General features: G+C 61.8%; 19 protein-coding genes and 1 tRNA gene. 9 read left to right on the forward strand and 11 right to left on the reverse strand.

The window, feature by feature from the left end:
* The first annotated feature begins 59 nt into the window (after positions 1–59).
* Both PZH32_RS01145 and galE read left to right on the forward strand, forming a co-directional pair.
* The gene (locus PZH32_RS01145) at positions 60–1,772 is read left to right on the forward strand and encodes an FAD-dependent oxidoreductase (RefSeq protein ID WP_275205798.1); all 1,713 of its coding nucleotides are present in this window, start codon (positions 60–62) and stop codon (positions 1,770–1,772) included.
* Positions 1,773–2,070: 298 nt separating this feature from the next.
* Entirely contained in the window at positions 2,071–3,282 is a 1,212-nt protein-coding gene (galE, locus tag PZH32_RS01150; protein ID WP_275205799.1) for a UDP-glucose 4-epimerase GalE, read from the forward strand.
* A 52-nt stretch (positions 3,283–3,334) separates the two neighbouring features.
* On the opposite strand, the gene PZH32_RS01155 is transcribed toward galE, so the two are convergent.
* The 4 genes from PZH32_RS01155 to PZH32_RS01170 all read right to left on the reverse strand — a co-directional run bounded on the left by PZH32_RS01155 (position 3,335) and on the right by PZH32_RS01170 (position 5,481).
* Complete coding sequence (locus tag PZH32_RS01155) at positions 3,335–3,616, reverse strand: helix-turn-helix domain-containing protein (protein WP_275205800.1); 282 nt, start codon at positions 3,614–3,616, stop codon at positions 3,335–3,337.
* Entirely contained in the window at positions 3,617–3,970 is a 354-nt protein-coding gene (locus PZH32_RS01160; RefSeq protein ID WP_275205801.1) for a type II toxin-antitoxin system RelE/ParE family toxin, read from the reverse strand.
* Positions 3,971–4,229: 259 nt separating this feature from the next.
* On the reverse strand, positions 4,230–4,682 hold the full coding sequence (locus PZH32_RS01165) for a VanZ family protein (RefSeq protein ID WP_275205802.1): 453 nt from the start codon (positions 4,680–4,682) through the stop codon (positions 4,230–4,232).
* A gap of 103 nt (positions 4,683–4,785) precedes the next feature.
* Positions 4,786–5,481, reverse strand: a complete 696-nt coding sequence (locus PZH32_RS01170) for an HAD family hydrolase (RefSeq protein WP_275205803.1) — start codon at positions 5,479–5,481, stop codon at positions 4,786–4,788.
* Between the two features lie 216 nt (positions 5,482–5,697).
* Here PZH32_RS01170 and PZH32_RS01175 point away from each other — a divergent pair, with 216 nt between their 5' ends.
* Together PZH32_RS01175 and PZH32_RS01180 are read left to right on the forward strand one after the other, a co-directional pair.
* The gene (locus PZH32_RS01175; RefSeq protein ID WP_275205804.1) at positions 5,698–6,480 is read left to right on the forward strand and encodes an SDR family NAD(P)-dependent oxidoreductase; all 783 of its coding nucleotides are present in this window, start codon (positions 5,698–5,700) and stop codon (positions 6,478–6,480) included.
* Between the two features lie 71 nt (positions 6,481–6,551).
* Positions 6,552–7,985, forward strand: coding sequence for an aldehyde dehydrogenase family protein (locus tag PZH32_RS01180; RefSeq protein WP_275205805.1), 1,434 nt, complete (start codon positions 6,552–6,554; stop codon positions 7,983–7,985).
* Positions 7,986–8,078: 93 nt separating this feature from the next.
* Here the strand turns inward: PZH32_RS01180 and PZH32_RS01185 are convergent, their stop codons facing one another.
* From PZH32_RS01185 to PZH32_RS01200, 4 genes are all read right to left on the reverse strand, one after another.
* Positions 8,079–8,978 (reverse strand): MetQ/NlpA family ABC transporter substrate-binding protein, encoded by a 900-nt coding sequence (locus PZH32_RS01185; protein WP_275205806.1) that lies wholly within the window; start codon positions 8,976–8,978, stop codon positions 8,079–8,081.
* A 127-nt stretch (positions 8,979–9,105) separates the two neighbouring features.
* The gene (locus tag PZH32_RS01190; RefSeq protein ID WP_275205807.1) at positions 9,106–9,765 is read right to left on the reverse strand and encodes a methionine ABC transporter permease; all 660 of its coding nucleotides are present in this window, start codon (positions 9,763–9,765) and stop codon (positions 9,106–9,108) included.
* Complete coding sequence (locus PZH32_RS01195; protein ID WP_275205808.1) at positions 9,766–10,872, reverse strand: methionine ABC transporter ATP-binding protein; 1,107 nt, start codon at positions 10,870–10,872, stop codon at positions 9,766–9,768.
* A gap of 282 nt (positions 10,873–11,154) precedes the next feature.
* A complete protein-coding gene (locus PZH32_RS01200; RefSeq protein WP_275205809.1) occupies positions 11,155–13,017 on the reverse strand; it encodes an FAD-binding protein in 1,863 nt (620 codons plus the stop codon).
* 484 nt (positions 13,018–13,501) lie between these two features.
* Between PZH32_RS01200 and PZH32_RS01205 the strand changes: the two genes are divergently transcribed.
* On the forward strand, positions 13,502–14,896 hold the full coding sequence (locus tag PZH32_RS01205) for a helix-turn-helix transcriptional regulator (RefSeq protein ID WP_275205810.1): 1,395 nt from the start codon (positions 13,502–13,504) through the stop codon (positions 14,894–14,896).
* 20 nt (positions 14,897–14,916) lie between these two features.
* Here PZH32_RS01205 and PZH32_RS01210 read toward each other — a convergent pair whose 3' ends face one another.
* Entirely contained in the window at positions 14,917–15,729 is an 813-nt protein-coding gene (locus PZH32_RS01210) for an MBL fold metallo-hydrolase (RefSeq protein ID WP_275205811.1), read from the reverse strand.
* A gap of 138 nt (positions 15,730–15,867) precedes the next feature.
* Here PZH32_RS01210 and PZH32_RS01215 point away from each other — a divergent pair, with 138 nt between their 5' ends.
* On the forward strand, positions 15,868–16,383 hold the full coding sequence (locus PZH32_RS01215; RefSeq protein ID WP_275205812.1) for an RrF2 family transcriptional regulator: 516 nt from the start codon (positions 15,868–15,870) through the stop codon (positions 16,381–16,383).
* Positions 16,383–17,051, forward strand: a complete 669-nt coding sequence (locus PZH32_RS01220) for a nitroreductase family protein (RefSeq protein ID WP_275205813.1) — start codon at positions 16,383–16,385, stop codon at positions 17,049–17,051. Before PZH32_RS01215 ends, PZH32_RS01220 begins: the two co-directional genes overlap by 1 nt.
* A 19-nt stretch (positions 17,052–17,070) precedes the next feature.
* On the opposite strand, the gene PZH32_RS01225 is transcribed toward PZH32_RS01220, so the two are convergent.
* Positions 17,071–17,502, reverse strand: a complete 432-nt coding sequence (locus PZH32_RS01225) for an MOSC domain-containing protein (RefSeq protein ID WP_275205814.1) — start codon at positions 17,500–17,502, stop codon at positions 17,071–17,073.
* A gap of 350 nt (positions 17,503–17,852) precedes the next feature.
* Between PZH32_RS01225 and PZH32_RS01230 the strand changes: the two genes are divergently transcribed.
* Positions 17,853–19,751, forward strand: a complete 1,899-nt coding sequence (locus tag PZH32_RS01230) for an MDR family MFS transporter (protein WP_275205815.1) — start codon at positions 17,853–17,855, stop codon at positions 19,749–19,751.
* Positions 19,752–19,867: 116 nt separating this feature from the next.
* A tRNA-Gly gene (locus PZH32_RS01235) sits at positions 19,868–19,942 on the forward strand.
* 54 nt (positions 19,943–19,996) lie between these two features.
* Here PZH32_RS01235 and PZH32_RS01240 read toward each other — a convergent pair.
* Positions 19,997–20,740, reverse strand: a complete 744-nt coding sequence (locus tag PZH32_RS01240) for a MarR family winged helix-turn-helix transcriptional regulator (RefSeq protein ID WP_275205816.1) — start codon at positions 20,738–20,740, stop codon at positions 19,997–19,999.
* Positions 20,741–20,797 lie beyond the last annotated feature (57 nt).

Here is a 20,797-nt window from a genome sequence, read left to right on the forward strand (position 1 = left end):
CGCCTAGGATGACGGCAGATGCAAAAAGCATCGCCAAGAACCGGAGGGAAGGGAACACCATGGAAATGCAGTTCAATCCTACGCGTCGCTCGTTTCTGAAAACGGCAGGCCTCGGCGCCATTGGTGCCGCCAGCCTGGGAGCGCTGTCCGCTTGCGCACCCCAGGGAACCGCCGCGTCCACCGACGAAGTGAAGGACGCCGACAATCTGGCCTCTACGGGCTCGAATGGCTGGCTTGAGCCCGAGCCCGACATTGCCGCGGACGCCATTGTAGAAGTGGTCGACGCCGATGTTGTGGTGTGCGGCGGTGGCTGCTCGGGCCTGTTCGCTGCCTGCGCCGCGGCCGAGGAGGGTGCGAAGACCGTCATGCTCGAGCAGTTTGCGAAGGACTCGGGCAGCGGCGTGCGCGACGACCTTGCCGCCTACAACACCCGCATCCAGAAGGAGAACAACTCCCCGCTCGACCCCACCGAGATGCTGCAGTATATGTGGCAGCAGGCCTCGGGCTTTTCCAACCAGCGTCTGTTCAACGTGTGGGTAAATGAGAGCGGCGAGACCCTGGACTGGTACGCCGACCGCATTGAGGAAGCCGGCTACAAGATGAAGCACCAGCTGGTGAATCCTCCGGCCGGCCAAGAGCGCAGCTTCAGCTGCTGCGTCGGCGTGGACTGGGGCACCGAAGGCATTGAGATGGGCAGTACCGAGAACAACGGCCAGTACATCTTGAACCCCTATGCCGAGAGCATCGGCGTCGACTGCCGCTGGGAAACCAAGCTTATCAAGTGCATCAAAGAGGATGGCCGCGTGACGGGCGTTATTGCTCAGAACGCCGACGGCGATTACGTGCAGTTCAATGCCGCGAAGGGCGTCATCCTGTGCTGTGGCGGCTACCTGGGCAACCCCGACATGATGGCCGCCATTCAGCCCGATATCGAAAAGGTGACCGTCTACAACTGGACTTGGCCGGGCACGAACGGTGACGGCATCAAGGCCGGCTTGTGGGCTGGCGGCGCCATGGATCCCGCTCACAGCGTCAGCTCGTGGGAGCAGGGCCTCGTTCCGCCGGACAAGACCGTTGCCGAAGCACACGACACTGCCGAGACGTTCTGGCTGGGCCCGCTGCCCTACCTTCGCGTCAACCTCAACGGCGAGCGCTTTATGAACGAGTCTTCCTTCTTCGACACCCTGGGCCACGCCCTGCAGTATCAGCCGGGCCACACCGCCATCCAGGTGTTCGACGCCTCGTGGAAAGAAGATGCCGAGCAGTTCAACGTCTACGGCGCGCACCGCTACTTCCCCTACGACAACGGCTTGGCGCCCCTGTTCACCGTCGACATGGTGGAAGAGATCATGGCTCCCCAGATTGAAAGCGGCCTTATTGTAAGCGCCGACACCATTGAGGAGCTGGCCGAGAAGATCGGCGTCCCTGCGGACAAGCTCGTGGCCACGGTGGATCGCTACAACGAGCTGACGGAGAAAGGCGTTGACGAGGACTTCGGCAAAATGGCCTATCGTATGTCGAAGATCGACGAGCCCCCCTTCTACGCCGCGCGCTTTGCCCAGCAGGGCTCGCACACCATGGACGGCCTGGTCATCAACGAGGACATGCAGGTGCTCGATGAAGATCTGAACGTGGTTCCCGGCCTCTATGCTGCCGGCGACAATTCTGGCTGCTATCTGGGCATTACCTATCTGGGCAATGCCGCTGGCAACGCGGCTGGCCGTTCGGTTACCTTCGGCCGTCACGCGGGTCGCCACGCTGCCCGCAGCTAGCGCCCTGGCTCATGCTCCTCTGAGGCGCCGTCCGTCCCAGAGGAGCACCAACTTCAACCATCTCTCGAGCGAAACCCGGCCTTCCCTCCCCGCCGGATTTCGCTTTTCCGTCTTCCGCCCGACGGTTCCGCACGCAAAGCTATCGTTTTCAGGGCATTCCACTTACCCGCGTCCTCCAAGACGTTTCTGCTGGTACCATGGACGCTACTCGGGCAAGCTGCCGCTCCAAAGATCCTACGAGGAACCTCGGCGGGACGCTGCCCTTTTGTGGCCCACGCCTCATGAAAGGTAAGCGACTATGGCAAATGCGCTTTTGGCTAAGAATCCTGCGGACACCTGCGTGCTGGTAACGGGGGGCGCTGGATTTATTGGCAGTCATACCGTGGTGGAGCTTCTGGAACGCGGCTATCAAGTTGTCGTGGTGGACGACTTGAGCAACGCCAACCGCGAAGCCGTTCGCCGCGTAGGCGCCATTGTCGGCGTGGGGCCCCACTTCCCCAACTTGGCTACCGAGGAGCTGGCCGAAGCGGCGGCGGCCGTGGCCGGCGCTGAAATGCTCGACGTGGCAGCGGGCCCCTCCCTCACCTTCTACGAGGCTGACATCCTTGACCGCGCGGCCCTGGAGACCATCTTTACCGCCCACCCGGTGGATGTGATTATTCACTTCGCTGGCTTTAAGGCCGTAGGTGAAAGTGTTGCCAAGCCGCTGGAGTACTACTGGAACAACGTGGCGGGAACGCTGGTCCTGTGCGCCGTAGCCCGCGAGCATGGCTGCAAGAATATCGTGTTCTCTTCGAGCGCCACGGTGTACGGGCAGGATGCGCCTATTCCCTATACCGAGTCGCTGCCGCGCGGTGCCACTACCAACCCCTATGGCACCTCGAAGGCGATGATCGAGCAGATGCTGACCGATTTGTACGTAGGCGATAACGAGTGGAACGTAGTGCTGCTGCGCTACTTCAACCCCATTGGCGCTCACGAAAGTGGCACCATCGGCGAGGATCCCAAGGGCATTCCCAACAACCTGGTGCCCTACGTGGCCCAGGTGGCCGTAGGTCGCCGTCCCTCTGTTGGCGTTTTCGGTGATGACTATCCCACCCATGACGGCACGGGCGTACGTGACTACATTCACGTGATGGACCTGGCCCGGGGCCATGCCGCGGCTCTGGACTGGATGGCCGGCCGCGTGGGCACCGGCGAACCCATCGGCGTCGGCAGCTTCGCAGGCGAACCTGCCTCCGACGGCACCCGTCGCGGTGTGGGCATTTTCAACCTGGGTACGGGCCATGGCTCATCGGTGCTCGACGTCATCCATGCCTTCGAGAAGGCCTGCGGACGCCCCATTCCCTACGAGGTGCTCCCCCGTCGCGCCGGCGACATTGCCGAATTCTACGCCGACGCCACCAAGGCTCACGATGAGCTAGGGTGGGAGGCCCGCTACGACTTGACGCGCATGTGCGAAGACAGCTGGCGCTGGCAGTCGATGAACCCTAACGGCTACGGAGAGTAGAAGCAGGAGCCCCTTTTAGCGAGCTACCAATGAGTGCTCTTTTGCTCCAGCGCTAGACGGGGACAAACTCCAATTTAATTCTCATGCCAAGACCTTCGGCAAGGCGCTCCAAGGTGCGCAGCGAAGGATTGGCGTTGCCGTTCTCCAGCTTGCTTATATCCGATTGAGCAATGCCCGTTATCTCAGAAAGCTCTTTCTGAGTGAGCCCTTTTGCCGCCCGTCCATCGAGCATGGCCTTGATGATCTGAAACTCGGGCTCGAGGGCATCCCACTCTGCCCGAAACTCAGGATCCTGCAGTTTGGCATTCAGGCTATCGCGGAAATTCTTCGTCATCTACTTCACCTCATTCTGCATGAACGCATCCCGCGCCCGTCTTGCTGTCTCAATTTCACTAAGGGGAGTCTTCGGGGTTTTCTTGATGAACCCATTCGTTAATATCACCCGTCGACCCACTACGAAGAAATAAAGCACCCGCGCTCTGTCTCCTCCCTGCTGAGCGCGCAGTTCAAATATGCCATCCCTCAAAGCCTTCGAATAAGGCTCGCGAAGCTCGCTCCCCTTTATTTCAAGCAGCTCGATAAGACGATAGAGTTTAGCCTGCATTTTGCTGTCTTGCTCGTCGATGAACTCCTCTGCAGGGAACGTTCCTTGGGGCGTTTCGTAAAACTCAACGCAGAAATTCGGCATTGCTGCCTCCTCCCAAAATATAGGTTTTATCCTATATTGTCAATTTTTTCTCCTCTTCTGCAGTCAATATAGCAACTCATAGAACATTTGTTCTTGTATCAGTGTATACGTTGCGCGGTTGCCAACTTCCATCAAGGCACCGCACGCCAAGCGACCGGCCGCCGCAAGGAAAAGAGACCGTTGTGACTTGACGCGCATGTGCGAAGACAGCTGGCGCTGGCAGTCGATGAATCCCGACGGCTACGGAGAGTAGAGGCGCTTACGCGGAGTGCCGGGGCCGACAAAGCGCGATGCCGGCGCAGAGTACGCCGATAGCAGCGCCCACTGTGTCGGTGAGCCAGTCGGCGGGGTCACACAGCCGGCCGGGGACGAAGGACTGGTGGAATTCGTCGGTCACGCCGTAGAGGCTGGCAATGGCCACGGCTGCTAGGGCCAGCAGCCACCACCGCTGCTGCGGGGCGCTGCGCCAAAGGGCATGGAAGAGGAGCACGCCGAACACCAGGTATTCGGCGAAGTGCCCTGCCACGGACACGATATCGGTATCAGGACCGAACAGTGGCGTTGCCAAAGACACGAGCCAGCGCTTAAGATCGGCCACTAACCCTACGCCGTCATCAAGGTCGGCCCCGGTGTGCGCCGACATAAAGAAGATGAAGGCCGCCCACAGGGCGACCGCCATCCACGAGATTATGAGCTTTGCGCGTGTCGTCATGCCGCCCAGCCTTGCGCATTCGTTGTTTCACGGGAAACGCTGCCCGGACGCTCAGGGCCCGCGCAGCGGCAACGCCTACGATAGCACTTCTGCGTCCGGAACCTTAGGCCTCTGGTGCCAGCGCGAGGATCTGATCCGCCGATGTTGCCAGCACATCGGGCTCCCAGCCTTCGGCGGCGAAATCACGCGGATCGTGGTAGCCCCACGTCACACCCACGGCATAGCAGCCAGCGTTGCGCGCAGCGTGAATGTCTCCCGGTGAGTCGCCGACGTACACGGTACGCGCCGGCGTGCTGCCCAGCTCCTCTATAGTGGCGAGCAGCCCCTCGGGCGCGGGCTTGCGCGGAAAGTGCTGCGGACCGCCTTCTCCGTGGGCCACGTCCACCTGGCCATCAAGGCACTTCTTCACGATGAACTGGACGCCGCCGTCGAATTTATTCGAAAGAATGCCCAGCTTGCAGCCGCGACGACGCAGCTCCGCCAGCAGGGCCTCGATGCCTGGATAGGGCTTGGTCAGGTCGTTCGGGAAGGTGTCGTAGGCTTCCTTCCAGCGTGCGAGGCACGCATCCGCCACCTCTTGCGGTGTGCCTTCGGGCACCGCCTGATAAATAAGGGCCTGGGCACCGTTGCCCACGTAGGAGTTGATTTCCTCACGGGTGTGGGGCGGCATATCGAACTCGGCCAGCACCTCATTGGTGAGCACCATAAGGTCGTCGAGGGTGTCAAGCAAAGTGCCGTCCAGATCGAACACAAAGGTATCGAACGGCGGCGTAGGCGTTGCATCGGCAACAGTGGTCATAACGTCAGGCTCCTTCGGTTTGCGCGTTCGTTTAGCTCTAGGAAACCACGAACAACGCTGCGATGCCACCATTCGAGCCAAATTGTTAGCGGGGTTTCACAATCGCCCTCCCTCAGAAAACTTGAGCCACGACCTTGTAACGAACAGCCCCCGCCGCACCGCATCAGACATCGGGATTGCTAAGGTGAGAACATCGATCACAGAAAGAAGGCTCCCATGGATCAGTCACCGAAACGCGTTGCCCTTATCACTGGTGCCAGCTCAGGGCTCGGCCTGGAATTCGCCCGTCAGCTTGACGAGCGCCAGGTAGCCGATGAGCTTTGGCTTATCGCCCGCAATGAAGAGAAGCTGCAGGCCGTTGCCAAGGAGCTCGATACGCCGGCTCGAGCAGTAGCCGCCGACCTCACCAGCGAAGCCGACATTGCCTCCATTCGCGCGCTGCTTGCCAAGGAGCAGCCGCGCGTCACCTTCCTGGTAAACGCCGCTGGCTTCGGCAAGTTCGGCGATTGGCAGACCATTGCCGATGCCTCCGTCGATGCCATGATCGACCTCAACTGTCGCGGTCTGGTGGACATGACCCGGGCAAGCCTTCCCTACATGGAGCGCGGCGGCCGTATCATCCAGGTAGCCTCGGCGGCGGCCTTCGCGCCCCTGCCCCACATGAACGTGTACGCCGCTACCAAGGCCTTCGTGCTGCGCTACACCCGTGCCCTGCGCTGGGAACTGCACGGCACCGGCATTACCGTCACGGCCCTGTGCCCCACCTGGGTGAAAACCGGGTTCGAAAAGGTGGCCCGCGCCTCGGGCGGTGGCCATGATGTGGGGCACCTGCTGGGCGAGCAGACCCCCGAAACCGTGGTGCGCCGGGCGCTCTGCGCCAACAAGGCCCACTTCGCCGTGGCCTGCGCCAGCCCCCAGTCGGCCGCTCTGCGCGTGATCAGCAAAATCATGCCTGCCTGCGTCACCATGGCCGGCTGGGATGTGCTGCGCCGTCTCTAGCAAGAAGCGGAGCGCCTGATGCAGAAAGCCCTTGCCCCCTGTTCGCTGGAACTCCCCAGAAAGGAACGCTCATGACTGAGCTGCAAGAAAACAACTACGGCGTGGCCACCTCTATGGCCGACGTGCAAAATCAGATCAACACCATGGAAGACTACTTCGAGACTGGCGAAACGCTCTCGGTGGAATTTCGCCTGCGCCAGCTGCGGCGCCTGCAGGACTACCTGCTGCGCCACGAGCAGGAGGCGCTGGAAGCGCTCCATGCCGACCTGGGCAAATCCGCTTTCGAGGCCTATGCCACCGAGCTTGGCCTGGTCTACGACGAGCTGCGCCTCTATCAGAAGAAGCTGCGCCACTGGGCGCGGCCACGCCATGTGCCCACCTCGCTTGCCCACTTCCCTGCCACTTCGAAAGTATATCCCTACCCCTTCGGGGTGGCCGCGGTGCTCTCGCCCTGGAACTACCCGCTGCAACTTACCCTGGTTCCCCTTATCGATGCCATGGGGGCCGGCAACTGCGTGGCCATGAAGCCGTCGAAAACCTCAGTGCACACCTCTCAGTTTCTGCGCGATATGTGCCGCGAGATCTTCGACCCGCGCTACGTGTACTGCTGGCACGGCAGCAATGACATGAACAACTGGCTGCTGCAGGTGGAATTCGACAAGATCATGTTCACCGGCAGTCCTCGCGTGGGCAAGGAGATCATGACCTCGGCCGCGCAGAATCTTACCAGCGTCACCCTGGAGCTGGGCGGGAAAAGCCCCGTCATTATTGCAGCCGACGCCGATGTAACGTGCGCCGCCGAGCGCGTGGCCTGGGGAAAGTGTCTGAACTCGGGACAAACCTGTGTGGGGCCCGATTACGTGCTGGTGCACGAGAGCGTCGCCGATGCCTTCGTAGAGGAATTCGGCCGCGCCGTGCACCGCTACTACGGCGACAACGTGCTGGCCAGTCCCGACTACCCCCATATGATCAATAAGAAGCATTTCGACATGGTGTGCGGGCTTATCGACGACCGTCCCGCCGGCACCAAGATTGCCTTTGGCGGCCGCCGCAACCCCACCACCCTCCAAATTGAGCCGACCGTGGTCACGGGCGTCAAGATCGAGGACCCCCTGATGAGCCAAGAGATCTTCGGACCGGCTCTGCCCATTATCACCTGGAACGACTTAAGCGACGCCCTGGCTATTGTGCGCTCCATCAAGCACCCGCTGGCGTGCTACATTTTCTCGGAGAACCGCGCGTTCCAGCAGCATATTCTCGACTGCGTGCGCTGCGGAGGCGCCACCATCAACGACGTGGTCATCCACGCCAGCAACAACCATATGGGCTTCGGCGGCGTGCAGAACTCCGGCATTGGCGCCTACCATGGCAAAGTGGGATTCGACGCGTTCACCCACTACAAATCCACTACCAAGAAGAGCACGAAGATCGAGTTGGACGTGCGCAACCCTCCGTTCAACGAGGGGAAAATGCGCGTGTTGAAGTTCTTCATGCCGGGAAAATAGCCCGTTCCCGTCCGCGCAGAAGGCCTTTGCTAACAAAAAGGACGGCCGAGTGACAACTCGGCCGCCCTTTAGGCGCAAGGAACGCGGAGGTGATTAGAACACGGCCACCACGGCGCCGGCGTAGTTGTCGGCGATGAACTGGGCCACGGTGTCGCTCTGGAGCGCCTTCACCAAAGCTTGGGTCTTCGCGTCGTTCTCGTTGCCCGCCTTCACGGCCAGCACGTTGGCGTAGGCCTGGGCCGCCTCGCCCTCGGAAGACTCGGTGGCAATGGCATCGGCCACGCTCAGACCGGCATTCAGAGCATAGTTGCCGTTAATGGCGGCCAGATCGACCTCGTCCAGCGTACGGGGCACCTGGGCAGCTTCTACTTCCTGGATGTTCAGGTTCTTGGGATTTTCCTCGATGTCGAGCACCGTGGCGTTGATGCCAACGCCGTCCTTCAGCTTGATGAGGCCCTCCTGCTCGAGCAGCAGCAGCGCGCGGGCCTCGTTCGTTGTGTCGTTGGGCACGGCCACCGTGGCACCATCGGCCAGGTCGCTTACGTTCGTCACCTTGTTGGAGTACAGGCCGAAGGGCTCGAAGTGAATCTCGGCCACGGCCACCAGATCGGTGCCGTTCTCAGCATTGAAATCGTTCAGGTAGGTGATGTGCTGGAAATAGTTGGCATCCAGCTCGCCGTCCTGCAGCGCCGTGTTCGGCAGGATGTAGTCGTTGTACTCCTTCACCTCGAGGGTGTAGCCCTCGGAAGCCAGATCGTCCGCAATGGCGTTGAGGATCTCGGCATGGGGCGTCGGCGAGGCGCCCACGGTGATCACGTTGTCGCCCTCGGCCGCCTGCTCGGTGCCGGCAGCGTTGTTGTCGGCAGCCGAACTCTCATCGGCCGCCTCGGTGCTGCTGGAGCAGCCGGCCAGCAAGCAGCCGGACAGAGCGGCACAGGCCACGAAGGCGCCGGCCTTCTTCAGAAACGTTTTACGAGTAACTACCTTCTTCATGATGATTCCTCCCTTTCGATATTTGCTGATAAGCATCATGAAAGCTGTGCGCACGCGGCCAAGCCGCGGTGGTACCGTGGTTGAGCGGGCGGCTGAAACCGCCCAAGAAACAGGGGATGGAGAGGGGCTAGCGCAGGCGCTTGTCGATCTTGCGCACCAGCGCCAAACCGCCTTCCTGGAATATCTGCACGATGATAACGAGCAGAATGACCGTGATGAGCATGACGTCGAACTGGTAGCGGTAGTAGCCGTAGTTGATGGCAATGGCGCCCAAACCGCCGCCGCCCACGAAGCCGGCCATGGCCGAATAGCCCAGGATGGTGGCCAGCGAAATGGCCGCGCCCACCAGCAACGACGGCTTGGCCTCGGGCAGGAACACCTTCCAGATCATCTGCCACACCGACGATCCCATGGCCCGGGCTGCCTCAACGACGCCCGGATCCACCTCCTTGAGCGAGGACTCCACCATACGCGCCACATAGGGAGCCGCCGCTACCACCAACGGAACGATGGTAGCCGTGCTGCCGATGGTGGTTCCCACCACCAGACGCGTAAAGGGCAGAATCATCACCAGCAGGATGAGGAACGGAATGGATCGCAGGATGTTCACGATGGTGCCGACGATGAGGTTCATCACGCGATTGGGGCGAATGCCCTTGGCGTCGGTCACATAGAGAATAACGCCCAAGGGAATGCCCAGCACATAGGAGATGACCGTGGAAACGAGGGTCATGTACAGGGTCTCCCACACCCCCGTGACGATAAGGTCGATCAGTTCCGGTGACATTTACCTCGCCTCCTTTCCCAGGCCGTACTCTTCGTTGTTCGGAATATCGCTTTCAATAACAGCCTGCGCATCGGGCGCTGCCGGAACTTGGGACGCGGCAGGGCCTGAGCCGGCGGGGATGCTACGCTCGTAGTACACGCCGCGGCCGTCCAGGTAATCACAGATGCGCTGCTGGGCAGCGGCGTCGTGGGGCATCTCGATGAGCATCTGGCCGAAGGGCTTGCCGCCGATGTTCTCGGTATTCGCCGCCACAATGCTTACCATGACGTTGCATTTCACCGTCATGTCCGAAATAACCGGCGCCCCGGATTCCTCACCCGTGAAGGCCAGGCGCAGGGTGTTGGGCGGCAACGTCAGGCCCGAGCCCTCTTTGTAGGTGGGGTCGATGAGGCGGCGCGCCGTCTCGGACTGGGGACGAAGGAACACGTCGCGAACGCTGCCCTGCTCCACCACGGCGCCGGCGTCCATCACCGCCACGCGGTCGCAAATTTGCTCGACTACGCGCATCTCGTGGGTGATGACCACCACCGTGACGCCCAGCTGCTGGTTGAGCTTCTTCAGCAAGTCCAAGATGGCATGGGTCGTGATGGGGTCCAGCGCGCTGGTAGCCTCATCGCACAGAATGATCTTGGGGTTGCAGGCCAAGGCACGGGCAATGGCCACGCGCTGCTTCTGACCGCCGGAAAGCTGCGCCGGGTAGGCACGGGCCTTATCCGCCAGGTCAACCAAGGCCAGCAGCTCGCGCACGCGCTCGTCGGCCTGGGCGCGGGGCGTGCCCGCCAATTCCAAGGGGTAGCGGATATTGTCGGCCACCGTGCGCTGGGACAGCAAGTTGAACTGCTGGAAGATCATGCCGATGTTCTTGCGCGCTGCTCGCAGCTGCTTGGGCGAGAGCCGGGTGAGATCGGTGCCGTCGATAATTACCTCGCCGGCCGTCGGCCGCTCGAGCAGGTTGATGCAGCGCACGAGCGTGGACTTGCCCGCACCGGAAAACCCGATGATGCCGAAGATCTCGCCGTCGGCGATGGTCAGATTCACATCGCGCACCGCCGTTACCTCGGTTTTGCCCGAACGGAAGGTTTTGTCTATGTTGCGAAGCTCGATCACGAGGCGCATTTCCTTTCACAGGACGGCACAAAGACGCCGCCCCACGGTTTGCTTCTTGTGTGAAAGGAATACTACCCGAGGGCGCCGTCGGACGGAACGCCCCAAAACCCGATAGATCCCCATCGCGAAAACCGATGGCACCCTGTCGAGAAGAATCGCGCGGGAAAAACAAAGACGCCCCGCGGGGAGGGAAGCGGGGCGTCGAAGACTATGGCGCGGCAGAGGGGGCTGCGCCCGCGTATGCTTGATGGCACCGAGGTTTGCTCGATACCCGCGAGGGGCTTAGGCCTGAGCGGCGTGCTTGCCGGCCACACGGCCGGAGGTCATGGCGTTGCCCATGTTGTTGCCTGCCGAGGGGCAGTTGTAGGCATTGCCGTAGCGCTCGCCCATAGTGTTGCCCACGGCGTACAGGCCGGGCACAACATCGTTCTTCGAGGCGGTGAGCACCTGGTAGTTGCCGTTCACGCACAGACCGGCCAGCGTATTCAGGCCCGGGCCGTAGAGGTTGGCCGTATTTTGGGCGGCAATGTAGAAAGGAGCCTCGTCAATGGGAATGAGGTTGTCGGCCGGCTTGCCGAAATCGGTGTCCTTGCCGGCGGCGCACAGCTCGTTGTAGCGCTCGACGGCGGCCTTGGCGTTCTCCAGCGCGTCGCCCGTCAGGCCGGCGTTCTGCAGCACCTCCTCCACCGTGGAGCCCACGAACACATCGTTGGTCATGGCCATGCCGCGGTTGGCAATTTCCAGGCCGCGCACGGTCACCGTGCCGGCAGCGGGATCGGCGGCGTCCATCTGAGCCTGGTACTCCTCGATACCCTCGGGGAAGCCCCAGTTGGGAGCGCCGTGGTCAAGACCGCCCGCCTGAATGTACTGCATGTGCTTCTTGTCCATGATGGCGAAGTTGCCCACCATGGCGGCCTCCTGGTTGATGGGCTGGCGCACGGACTGGGCCAGCACCAGACCCGCGAAGGACTCGTTCATGAAGCGGTTGCCCTGGCAGTTCAGCCACAGGCAGGGCGTGGAGCCCCAGGGGCCGAAGGAGATGGAGGGGGCGTCGCCGGCCACGGGGCGCGGATGGCTCTCGATGGCACCGCCGGCCCAGCAGCCCATCTTGTGGCCCGAGCCGTCGCAGTCGGTCATGCCGGTCATGCGCTCACGCTCCACGCCGTGACGCATGGCGTTCTCGGCGCACTCAGAGCACAGCTCCCACACCATGTCGGGATTCGCACCGAAGTCGCCCGTAGCCAGAATGACGCCCTTGGCAGCGTCGAACTGCACGTAGTTGCCCTCGGCATCCTGGGCGATAACGCCCGTCACGGCGCCGGCCTCATCCTGCAGGCAGCGCACGGCGGTGTGGCCGCAGTGCCACTCGGCGCCCAGATCCTCGGCGGCGTCGCGGCAGTAGGTCTCGATCTCGGTCAGACGAGACACCTCGGTGAGGCCGGCCTTGCCCACGGGCTGGGCGTTCTGCGTGCCCACGGTCTGCACCGTGGAGGCCCACATCTTGTAGCCGGAAATTTCCACCGGGTAGTCGCTGCCCTTGTCCTTGCCGTAGGCAATCTGCACGATGCACTCGTTGCCCTCGTAGTCGAATACATTGGACGTGGCGGGAATGAGCGAGGCCAGGTTGTCCATCATCTCGCCGGAGTTGTACACGAACGAGCGGATAACCTCGGTGTTGCAGCGGCCGTTGGCGCGACGCACGTACTCGTTGACAATCTCGTCCAGATCGTACGGTCCGAAGCCCCAACTTTGCAGCAGCTCGGAGTTGTAGGAGCAAATGTCATCGCCGCGGTAGACAATCTCGCCGTCGTTGTGGGTCTCGATAACCGCCACCTTGGCGCCCTCCTGGGCCGCGGCCAGAGCCGCCTGGGTGCCGGCATGGCCGCCACCCACTACCACCACGTCGAAGCTCTTGGTGGCCGTAATCTCGTCGGAGCTAATTTCGGGAGCAGCGCCCAACCAGTCCTCGTCGCACATATAGTAGTCGGGGCGTGCGGCGGCCCCCGTGGAGCTCAGGCTCTCGCCGTCGGCCACCTTAGCCGAGGCCGTGTTCGTGGCCTGGGGAGCGCACCCGGCCAGGCCCAAAGCACCCAGCACACCCGCGCCAGCAGCACCCGCAATGAAGTTCCTACGCGTCAGTTCCATAATCCCTCTCCCTTTCTAGGATTGACTTGCCAGCGCGCTTCCCGGAGTTCCCTTGCCGGGCTGCCCCGCCGTTCGGAGCGTCGCGCTTGGCCGATGACGCCATCATGCCAGCGAACCTTGGTGCGACGCCATCGGAAGAACCGTTGATTTTCACCGCGCAAGAGCTCCGCTCGGCCTCAACGGTTTTACGTATTTCCTCTCAGCGCTTCGGTGTTTTCCCAGGTGAAAAGATAACCCGCACACGTTCGTGCAACCCAGTGGCGCGGCGCTTGCTATAATGGCCGTCAACGTCATTTACGGGCTTGGGAGGGACCGCATGACCAACAAAGCACCATCGCCGCACGCCGGCCCTTTGCCATCGCCGTCTCTTTCACCGGGCATCGGCCTGTTGCTCGTTATCGGACTGGCCTCCTTGTTTTCCTCCCTGCTTATTTATTCGGGAACGGCCATCTCGTTTCTGCGGCTTCCAGGCTTGGGAGCGCATATGGGAACGTTCGCCGAAACGCTCCTTCTTGCCAGCACCGTCGTGGCGGCCGTCGCAGGCGCAATGGCCTTGCGCGGAGCATCCCTGGCATCGGCGCCTTTTATGGCCCTGGTAGGCGTCGTTTACGTGGCTTGCTCCCTCGCCTTTGGATTTGTCGGCTACCTGGACGTGGCCGGCACCGCGGCTTACGTGGTGCTGAGCATTATCACGGGCGTGGCCAACGTTTGCCTGGTTCTAGTGTGGGGACGCATCTGCGGGCGCCTGCTTTCCATTCGCCCGGCGCTCCTTGTGGTGGGCATGGCCTCGGCTCTTTCGGCCGTCCTGTGCTTTCTGTACGGCAAGCTTCCCCTGGAAGCTACCTTGGGGCTCTTTTTCCTGGCTTCCCTTGCTAGCGTTGTTATTCCCCTGACCCTGCAGAGCCTGCCCGTTCTGGCCGCTTCCCCTCAGACAGCCAGCGGGCCCGACGACGAGGGCGCGCAACCCGACACGGCTTCCCAGCCTTCGGCGCGCCAGACCCTGGCCTCTTTAGTTGACGTTGCCCTCATGCCCGGCTTGGGACTCATTGCCTTCGCCTTCGTCATGGCGGTTATGCGCACGGCCTTCAACGAGGGCCAGGTGGCCTATCTTTCCATGATGGTGGTGGCCGCCTTGGGGCTGGTGGCCTATACGGCCCTGAAGCGGGGGCGGTTTCTTTTGCCCGGAGGCTTGCAACTAACATTTCTGCCCATTGCGGCCTTGGTGCTTTTGGCTACTATTGCCATTACCGCCACCGTGAACGCGGGCGAGGCGGTGGCCGTCTGGCTGACCTACGGCGTCTACTCTTTGGCCGCTGTGCTGACCATTGCCACGCTCTGCGCCGTGGCCCACGCCGGCGAGTTCTCTTCCGACCTGGTATTCTCCGTGGCGGTAGCGGCCTTTTGCGGCACCTCGTTCATCGGCCAGATGATTGCCGGCGGCCTGGACGATGAGCTGATCAACGTAGCCGTCACCCTTACCACAACGCTGTACGCCTTCGCCTTGGCGCTGGTGTCTTACGTGCGCCGCATCCGCGATGCTGGCGCTAACGGCGCCGAGGAACGCGTCGGCGCCGATGCCGACAGCACCGCTGCGGCCGCATCAAAGGGCGGCTCGGCTGCGGGGCTGGAAGCTGGCACCCCGTCGCTCCAAGAGCGCTGCGATGCCCTGGCAACGGAGTTCGGCCTTACCTCCCGCGAACGCGAGATTCTCGCCTATCTGGCCGAGGGGCACAACGGCTCCTATATTGCCAGCGCGCTGTTCATCTCGCCGAACACCGCCCGCACGCATATCCACAACATCTATCGCAAGCTGGACGTTTCCTCTCGCGAGGATATTCTGCGCCTTACACGGACAACGCAATCGGAGCCGACGCGCTAGGAGACGGGGCGGCACAGCCCCTAGAACTCATAGATTCCGGGAGCAACGGCGGGATCGTGCGCGGCGTAGGCGCCAGCGCAGCGCTCATCTTCCAGCAAGTCGTGCACCCAAAGCAGTGCCTGCTCCATGTTCTCTTTGTTGTACACCGGTCCGGGCAGGTACAGCTTCTCCCACGATGCACGGTTATAGCCCGTGTCGCCGGCCAGAATGGCAAACCGATCGCCCTCGCGGGCGATATACGCCACCGATCCGGCCGAATGGCCGGGCACAAGATAGGCCACAAGCGAGCCGTCGCCGTAAAGATCACACGACGCGTTGAACGGTGCCTTGGGGTCGGCCTGCATTTCCAACGGCGTAAAGGAAACGCCTTCCCAGAACTTCTTGCGATAGCGAGGATCGGGCGTATCCGCCTGCTCCAGCTCTTCGCGACTCACGTAGAGTCTGCGCGCCTTCGCCACACCGTCGATGCCGCTTACATGGTCGCAGTCGAGGTGCGTGAACGCCACGGCTTCCAAGTCGTCGACGGCCACGCCCAGGTGCGCAAGCTGTCGGTCGACCGCTTCGTCGACCTCCATAACCGGCTGGCTGGCGAACCACAGGCCGAACCCCATATGTCGCAGAGGACGAGTGGCGTCTTGGGCGCTCCATCCCGCATCGATGAGCGTTTTGCGGCCGGCAACCTCTACCAAGAAGCACTTGACCGGCACTTCAATACGGTTTGACCGCCGCTGAAACAACCCCGTATAGGCCAGAGGGCTTTTCCGCGTGTTGCGATTGGGAACAGCGGGCGATACCAAAGTCGAACCCGTTTGTATAACGGTGATTTTTCCCATGAGACTCATCCTCCTGTAACGATTTGGCGAAGGCCGCATGGTTTTCGAGCGGCATGAGCAGCTTCGTCTTTCCGCTATGCTATAACTGTGGATATTATTTATCTATAGTTATAGGACTCCGTTTTCGAGAGGTCATCTATGAAGCTGAGCAAGGGAGTCGAGCAAGGCGTCTTCGTCATGCTCATGCTGGCCCTGTCGAAGAACCACCAGCCGGTACGCAGCGATGTGCTCAGCCACATTCTGGACGTGTCGGACTCTTACCTGAAGAAGATACTGCGCAAGCTGGTGGCGGCCGGGCTCATCGACTCGTCGGCGGCCCCAGGCGGTGGATTTGTCCTTGGGCGCCCCATCGAGACCGTTACCTTAGCCGACGTGCTGACCGTGTTCGAAGAAGCGCCGTCGGCAAAGCAGTCGGAAGACTTTGCCTATCGGGTGTTTCTCTCCTGCAAGCAAACCGAGTCGAGTGTTGAGCGCGTCGACGCGACGCTCCAGGCGGGATGGACCGCCTTTCTTTCCGAGCTCGCGCACCTGACCCTGTCCGACCTGCTCATCAGAGGCAACTACCGCGAGGGCGTGGTGGATTGGAACCAAGTCGTTCGCGAGGGCCGCGAGGCCGCCATGGCGGGGATCGATCTCGCAGAAAGGGATGAATAATGAATATCAACCAAGCCATGGAGGCTCGGCATTCGGTGCGCTCGTTCAAAAGCGACCCTCTTCCCATCGAAGCTGCTCAAGCGCTGCGCGATGAAATAGCACGCTGCAATGCCGAGGGATCCCTCAACATTCAACTGGTTCTCGACGAGCCGCACGCATTCGACTGCATGATGGCGCGCTACGGAAAGTTCTCAGGCGTGCGAAACTATCTGGCCCTTGTCGGCCCCAAGGGGCGCGATCTGGACGAAGCATGCGGCTACTACGGCGAGCGCCTGGTACTTCTCGCCCAACAGTTGGGGCTTAACACCTGCTGGGTCGCCATGACGTTCCAGAAGGTGCCCAATGCCTATACCATCGGCAGGGGAGAGAAGCTGGCAGCGGTCATTGCCCTCGGCTACGGCACTACTCAGGGCACCGCGCATAAAGTGAAGCTGCCCCAGGCCGTCGCCCCCAATATCCAAGGCGCACCCGACTGGTTCGTGCGAGGCGTGGATGCCGCTCTTCTGGCCCCCACGGCTATGAACCAGCAGAAGTTCACCCTGATCTACGAGGGAGAGAACCGCGTAAGGGCCACACCTGGCAGGGGCTTCTATGCCAAGATGGACCTGGGCATTGTGCGCTACCATTTCGAGTGCGGCGCCCTGCCCACGGCAATCGAGTGGCTGTAGCGCACCTGGGCATCCCCCGTTAGGCCACGATATCGATAGGATCCCCAGGGGCAATGCGGCCTCCTTCGAGAACCTTGCAGAAGACGCCTTCCCGGGGCATGATGCAGTCGCCCATCTTATGGTAGATGGCACAATGGGCGTGACATTCCTTGCCAATTTGAGTGAGCTCAAGCAGCACGTCGCCCGAGCGGAATCGTGTGCCCACGGGCAGGCTCTTCAAATCGAAGCCCTCAACGATGAGGTTCTCGCCGAAGGCGCCATGGCCGACATTGGCGCCGCGCTCGTTGAATTCCTGGATCCTCTCGAAACTGAGAAGGCTCACCTGGCGGTGCCACGGACCCGCATGGGCGTCGTCCTCGATGCCCCACTCGGGACGCAGCTCGACAGAGGGAACTTCCTCTTTCTGGATGCCTTTGATGGCGCTGGTGCAAACGGCTTTGACGGTGCCCATGTTGCACGCTCCTTTGCTGGAAGGCGATGCATCGCGCGCCACCTCGATGCACCCGGTGCAACAACAGACAAACCTTGAGACCGCTGCACGACGACCGCAAGGGAACCTTTGGCGTGGGCGAATTATAGCACGTCGAGAATAATTTTCTCAAACGACGCTCTGTGCGTCTTCCATCGCGCGCTCGCAAGAGGTGAACCTCGCGCTCCCATGGATCTCCGCTGGCAAAAATACGGTTTACCGCTCACCTGGGGAACAGGTGACAGGATCTCGGCTCATCGTCATAGTGCTCACCCGGCAAAATCTTAGAGACGAGACGCGGGGCCCCGACGCCCCCAGCAAAGGAGCGAACGATGAGCGAAGAGTCAGGGGCATTGACAAAGAAGCAAATTGTCATGGTGACGGTGCTGCTGGTGGGAGCAGCCCTTTCCGTGCTGAACCAAACAAGTGTGTCTCCCATGCTGCCGGCCATCATGCAGGAGCTTTCGGTGAGCTCACCCACGGCCCAGTGGCTGGTATCGGGCTTCTCGCTGGTTTCGGCCGTGGTCATTCCCGTGAGCGCCTACATGATGAAGCGGTTCAGCACCCGCTCCATCTTCTTCGCCTCCATTGCGTTCTTTGTGGTGGGCTGCGTTCTCTGCTTCGCCGCGCCGGTGTTCCCTGTGCTTATGGCGGGGCGCATTTGCCAAGCCATTTGCGCTGGCATGCTCATGCCTTTGGCGACCAACATCATGCTGCTGGTGTTCCCACCCGAGAAGCGCGGCATGGCCATGGGCATCTACTCGCTTATCACCTCGCTCATGCCGGCCGTGGGCCCCTCGGTGGCCGGCGGCCTGACCGATTCGGTGGGCTGGCGCATGGTGTACGTGATCATGATGGTGCTGGCCGCGCTCGTGGCCGTTATCGCCCTCGCGTCGCTGCGCAACTACGGGAAATCCGAGCGCGTGCCGCTGGACGTGCCCTCGGTTATTCTGTCGGCCCTCGGCCTGGTTGGCGTGCTCTACGGCATCAGTTCTATGGGGGATGCGGGCTTCACGCCCTTCTCCATCGGCCTGGTAGTGGCCGGCGTCGTTATTCTGGCACTGTTCGTATGGCGCCAGACGCGCCTGACCGAGCCGGTGCTGAACATGGACGTGTTCCGCTTCCGCCGCTTCGTCATCGGCCTAGGAACCGTGATGATTGTCATGATTGTGTGCGGCGCCCCGGCAGTCACGCTGCCGCTGGTGGTGCAGGAGGGCCTGGGCGAGTCGGCCTCGGTGGCCGGCCTCATGACCATTCCCGCCTCTATTATCGGCGCGGTCACGGCCCTGGTTGCCGGCCGGCTGTTCGACCGCATGGGCGGTCGGCACCTGGCCATCGCCGGTGCTGTCATCCTGGTGGCGGCCTATGCGGGCTGCGCCCTGTTCCCCCCTTCGATGGGCATTGCATGGCTCACCGTATGCATGGCCCTTTCTAACCTGGGCATGATGCTGGTGAACATTCCGTTGAACACCTGGTCGTTGGGATATCTGCCCGATGAGCTTATCCCCCACGGCAACGCCATGTCCAACACCCTGCGCCAGGTGGCCATGTCGGTGTCGGTCACCCTGTTCGTCACCATTATGGCCGTGGCATCCACCACCACGGTCGGCGCCGATGCCGCGGCAGCAGTCGTCGACGGCAGCCGTATCGCCTTCTGGTGCCAGACGGCTCTGTGCGTGCTGGTGCTCGTGCTGGTAGTTGCGTTCGTGCGCCCCGGTGAAGAGGCTGCCACCGAAGAGGCCCAGATTCACGACACCGATCCGGCCAATGCCCGAGCCCGCGACTTCATGCGCATCGAGGTGCCTTTCCTCACCAGCAATGCCACGGTGCGCGAGGCTATGGAGCTGTTTAACCGCGAAGGCGTGACCGACTCGCCCATCATCGACGAGAAAGGCCACGTGGTGGCCTTTCTGTCCTCAAGCGACATCATGCGCCAGCTGGTAGAGCGCAAGATGCTCACGCCGGATATGGCCGGCTGGTCGCTGGTGGCCGACAACGAAAGCCTGCGCACCCGCCTTTCGGACATCATCGACCGCAACGTCATGGGCATTGCCACGCACAATGTGGTCACGGTGAGCATCGACGATACCCTCGAGCATGTGTGCTCGGTGCTCGCCCAACGCCGCTTCAAGAAAGTGCCCGTGGTGGACGGCGACCGCCTTGCCGGCACCGTGAATCGCGACGACATCGTGCACCACATCATGCATGTTCTGGCAAAAGAGAGTATCTAGGCCCAGCCAGACGCAGACGGGAGCCCCGCAAGCCGAGGCTCCTCGCTGAACCGCCAAGGGAAGATGTGTGCTTCTTCTCGGAATGGCGAAGTTGGGGTATAATTCCCCGTGCACTTGCGGGCGTCGCCAAGTGGTAAGGCCCAAGCTTCCCAAGCTTGTATTCGCGGGTTCGAGTCCCGTCGCCCGCTCCATAAACGACACGGCCCCTTTCGGGGCCGTTTTTATTGCTCTTTCAAGATGGCTTGCTAGCGTCGCTTGATGCAGGCACCTTGGGCACGCAGGGGACAGGCGCGGCAGTTGTGATCGCAGACGAAGTCGATCGGTGCTTCCGCCGGTGCTTCTTCAAAGACGGGGCTAGTCTGAGGATAGCGCTGATGGACGCGGTCGTGCCCCTTTCCTCCACGGCCGTGACGGCGCGTCTCCTGCACTTCGCCCGGCGCCTGCTCGTCAAAGCCCTCACCGCGGCGGCGGCCTTTTCCATGGCCGCAGCCATGACCGTGGCCCTTGCCGTGACGACGACCCCGCGGTTGCTCCTCGTCCTCTTCGCGCTTTTCGACCAGCACGGCCTCTATGCGCTCCAGGTAACCGTCGAGCAGCTCCTTCTCCTCTTCCGACAGGCAATCGAAGGGCGATTCGGCGGGCTCGGGCTCGGCCACCTCCTCGGCCGCCGCGCGGCCGGCCTCCGTCAGCGTGACAATTTGCATGCGACGGTCTTCCTCAGACGGGCGACGAGCTACCGAGCCCTTCTCCTCGAGCTTCGCCAACAGTTCGGCCAGCGATTGCTGGCGCATGTCCAACAGGATTTGCAGGTCTTTCTGGCTCATCTCGGGGACAAGAGAGAGCGCCTTCAGCACCCTCCCCTGGCCGCGCGACGCATCGCGCCCTTGGCGCATACGACCGCCGTGACCGCGACGAGCCTGGCGATAGGCCAGGTCATGAACGCGATCGAAACGATGCCACAAGCGGTGATCAATAGTGTTGTTGTCCATGTATATAGTCTCCCTTGTTATGAGATGATATTTTAAACAGGTACAGGTGTATATTAC

This window comes from Adlercreutzia equolifaciens (assembly GCF_029076695.1).
Classification (GTDB): Bacteria; Actinomycetota; Coriobacteriia; order Coriobacteriales; family Eggerthellaceae; genus Adlercreutzia; species Adlercreutzia equolifaciens_A.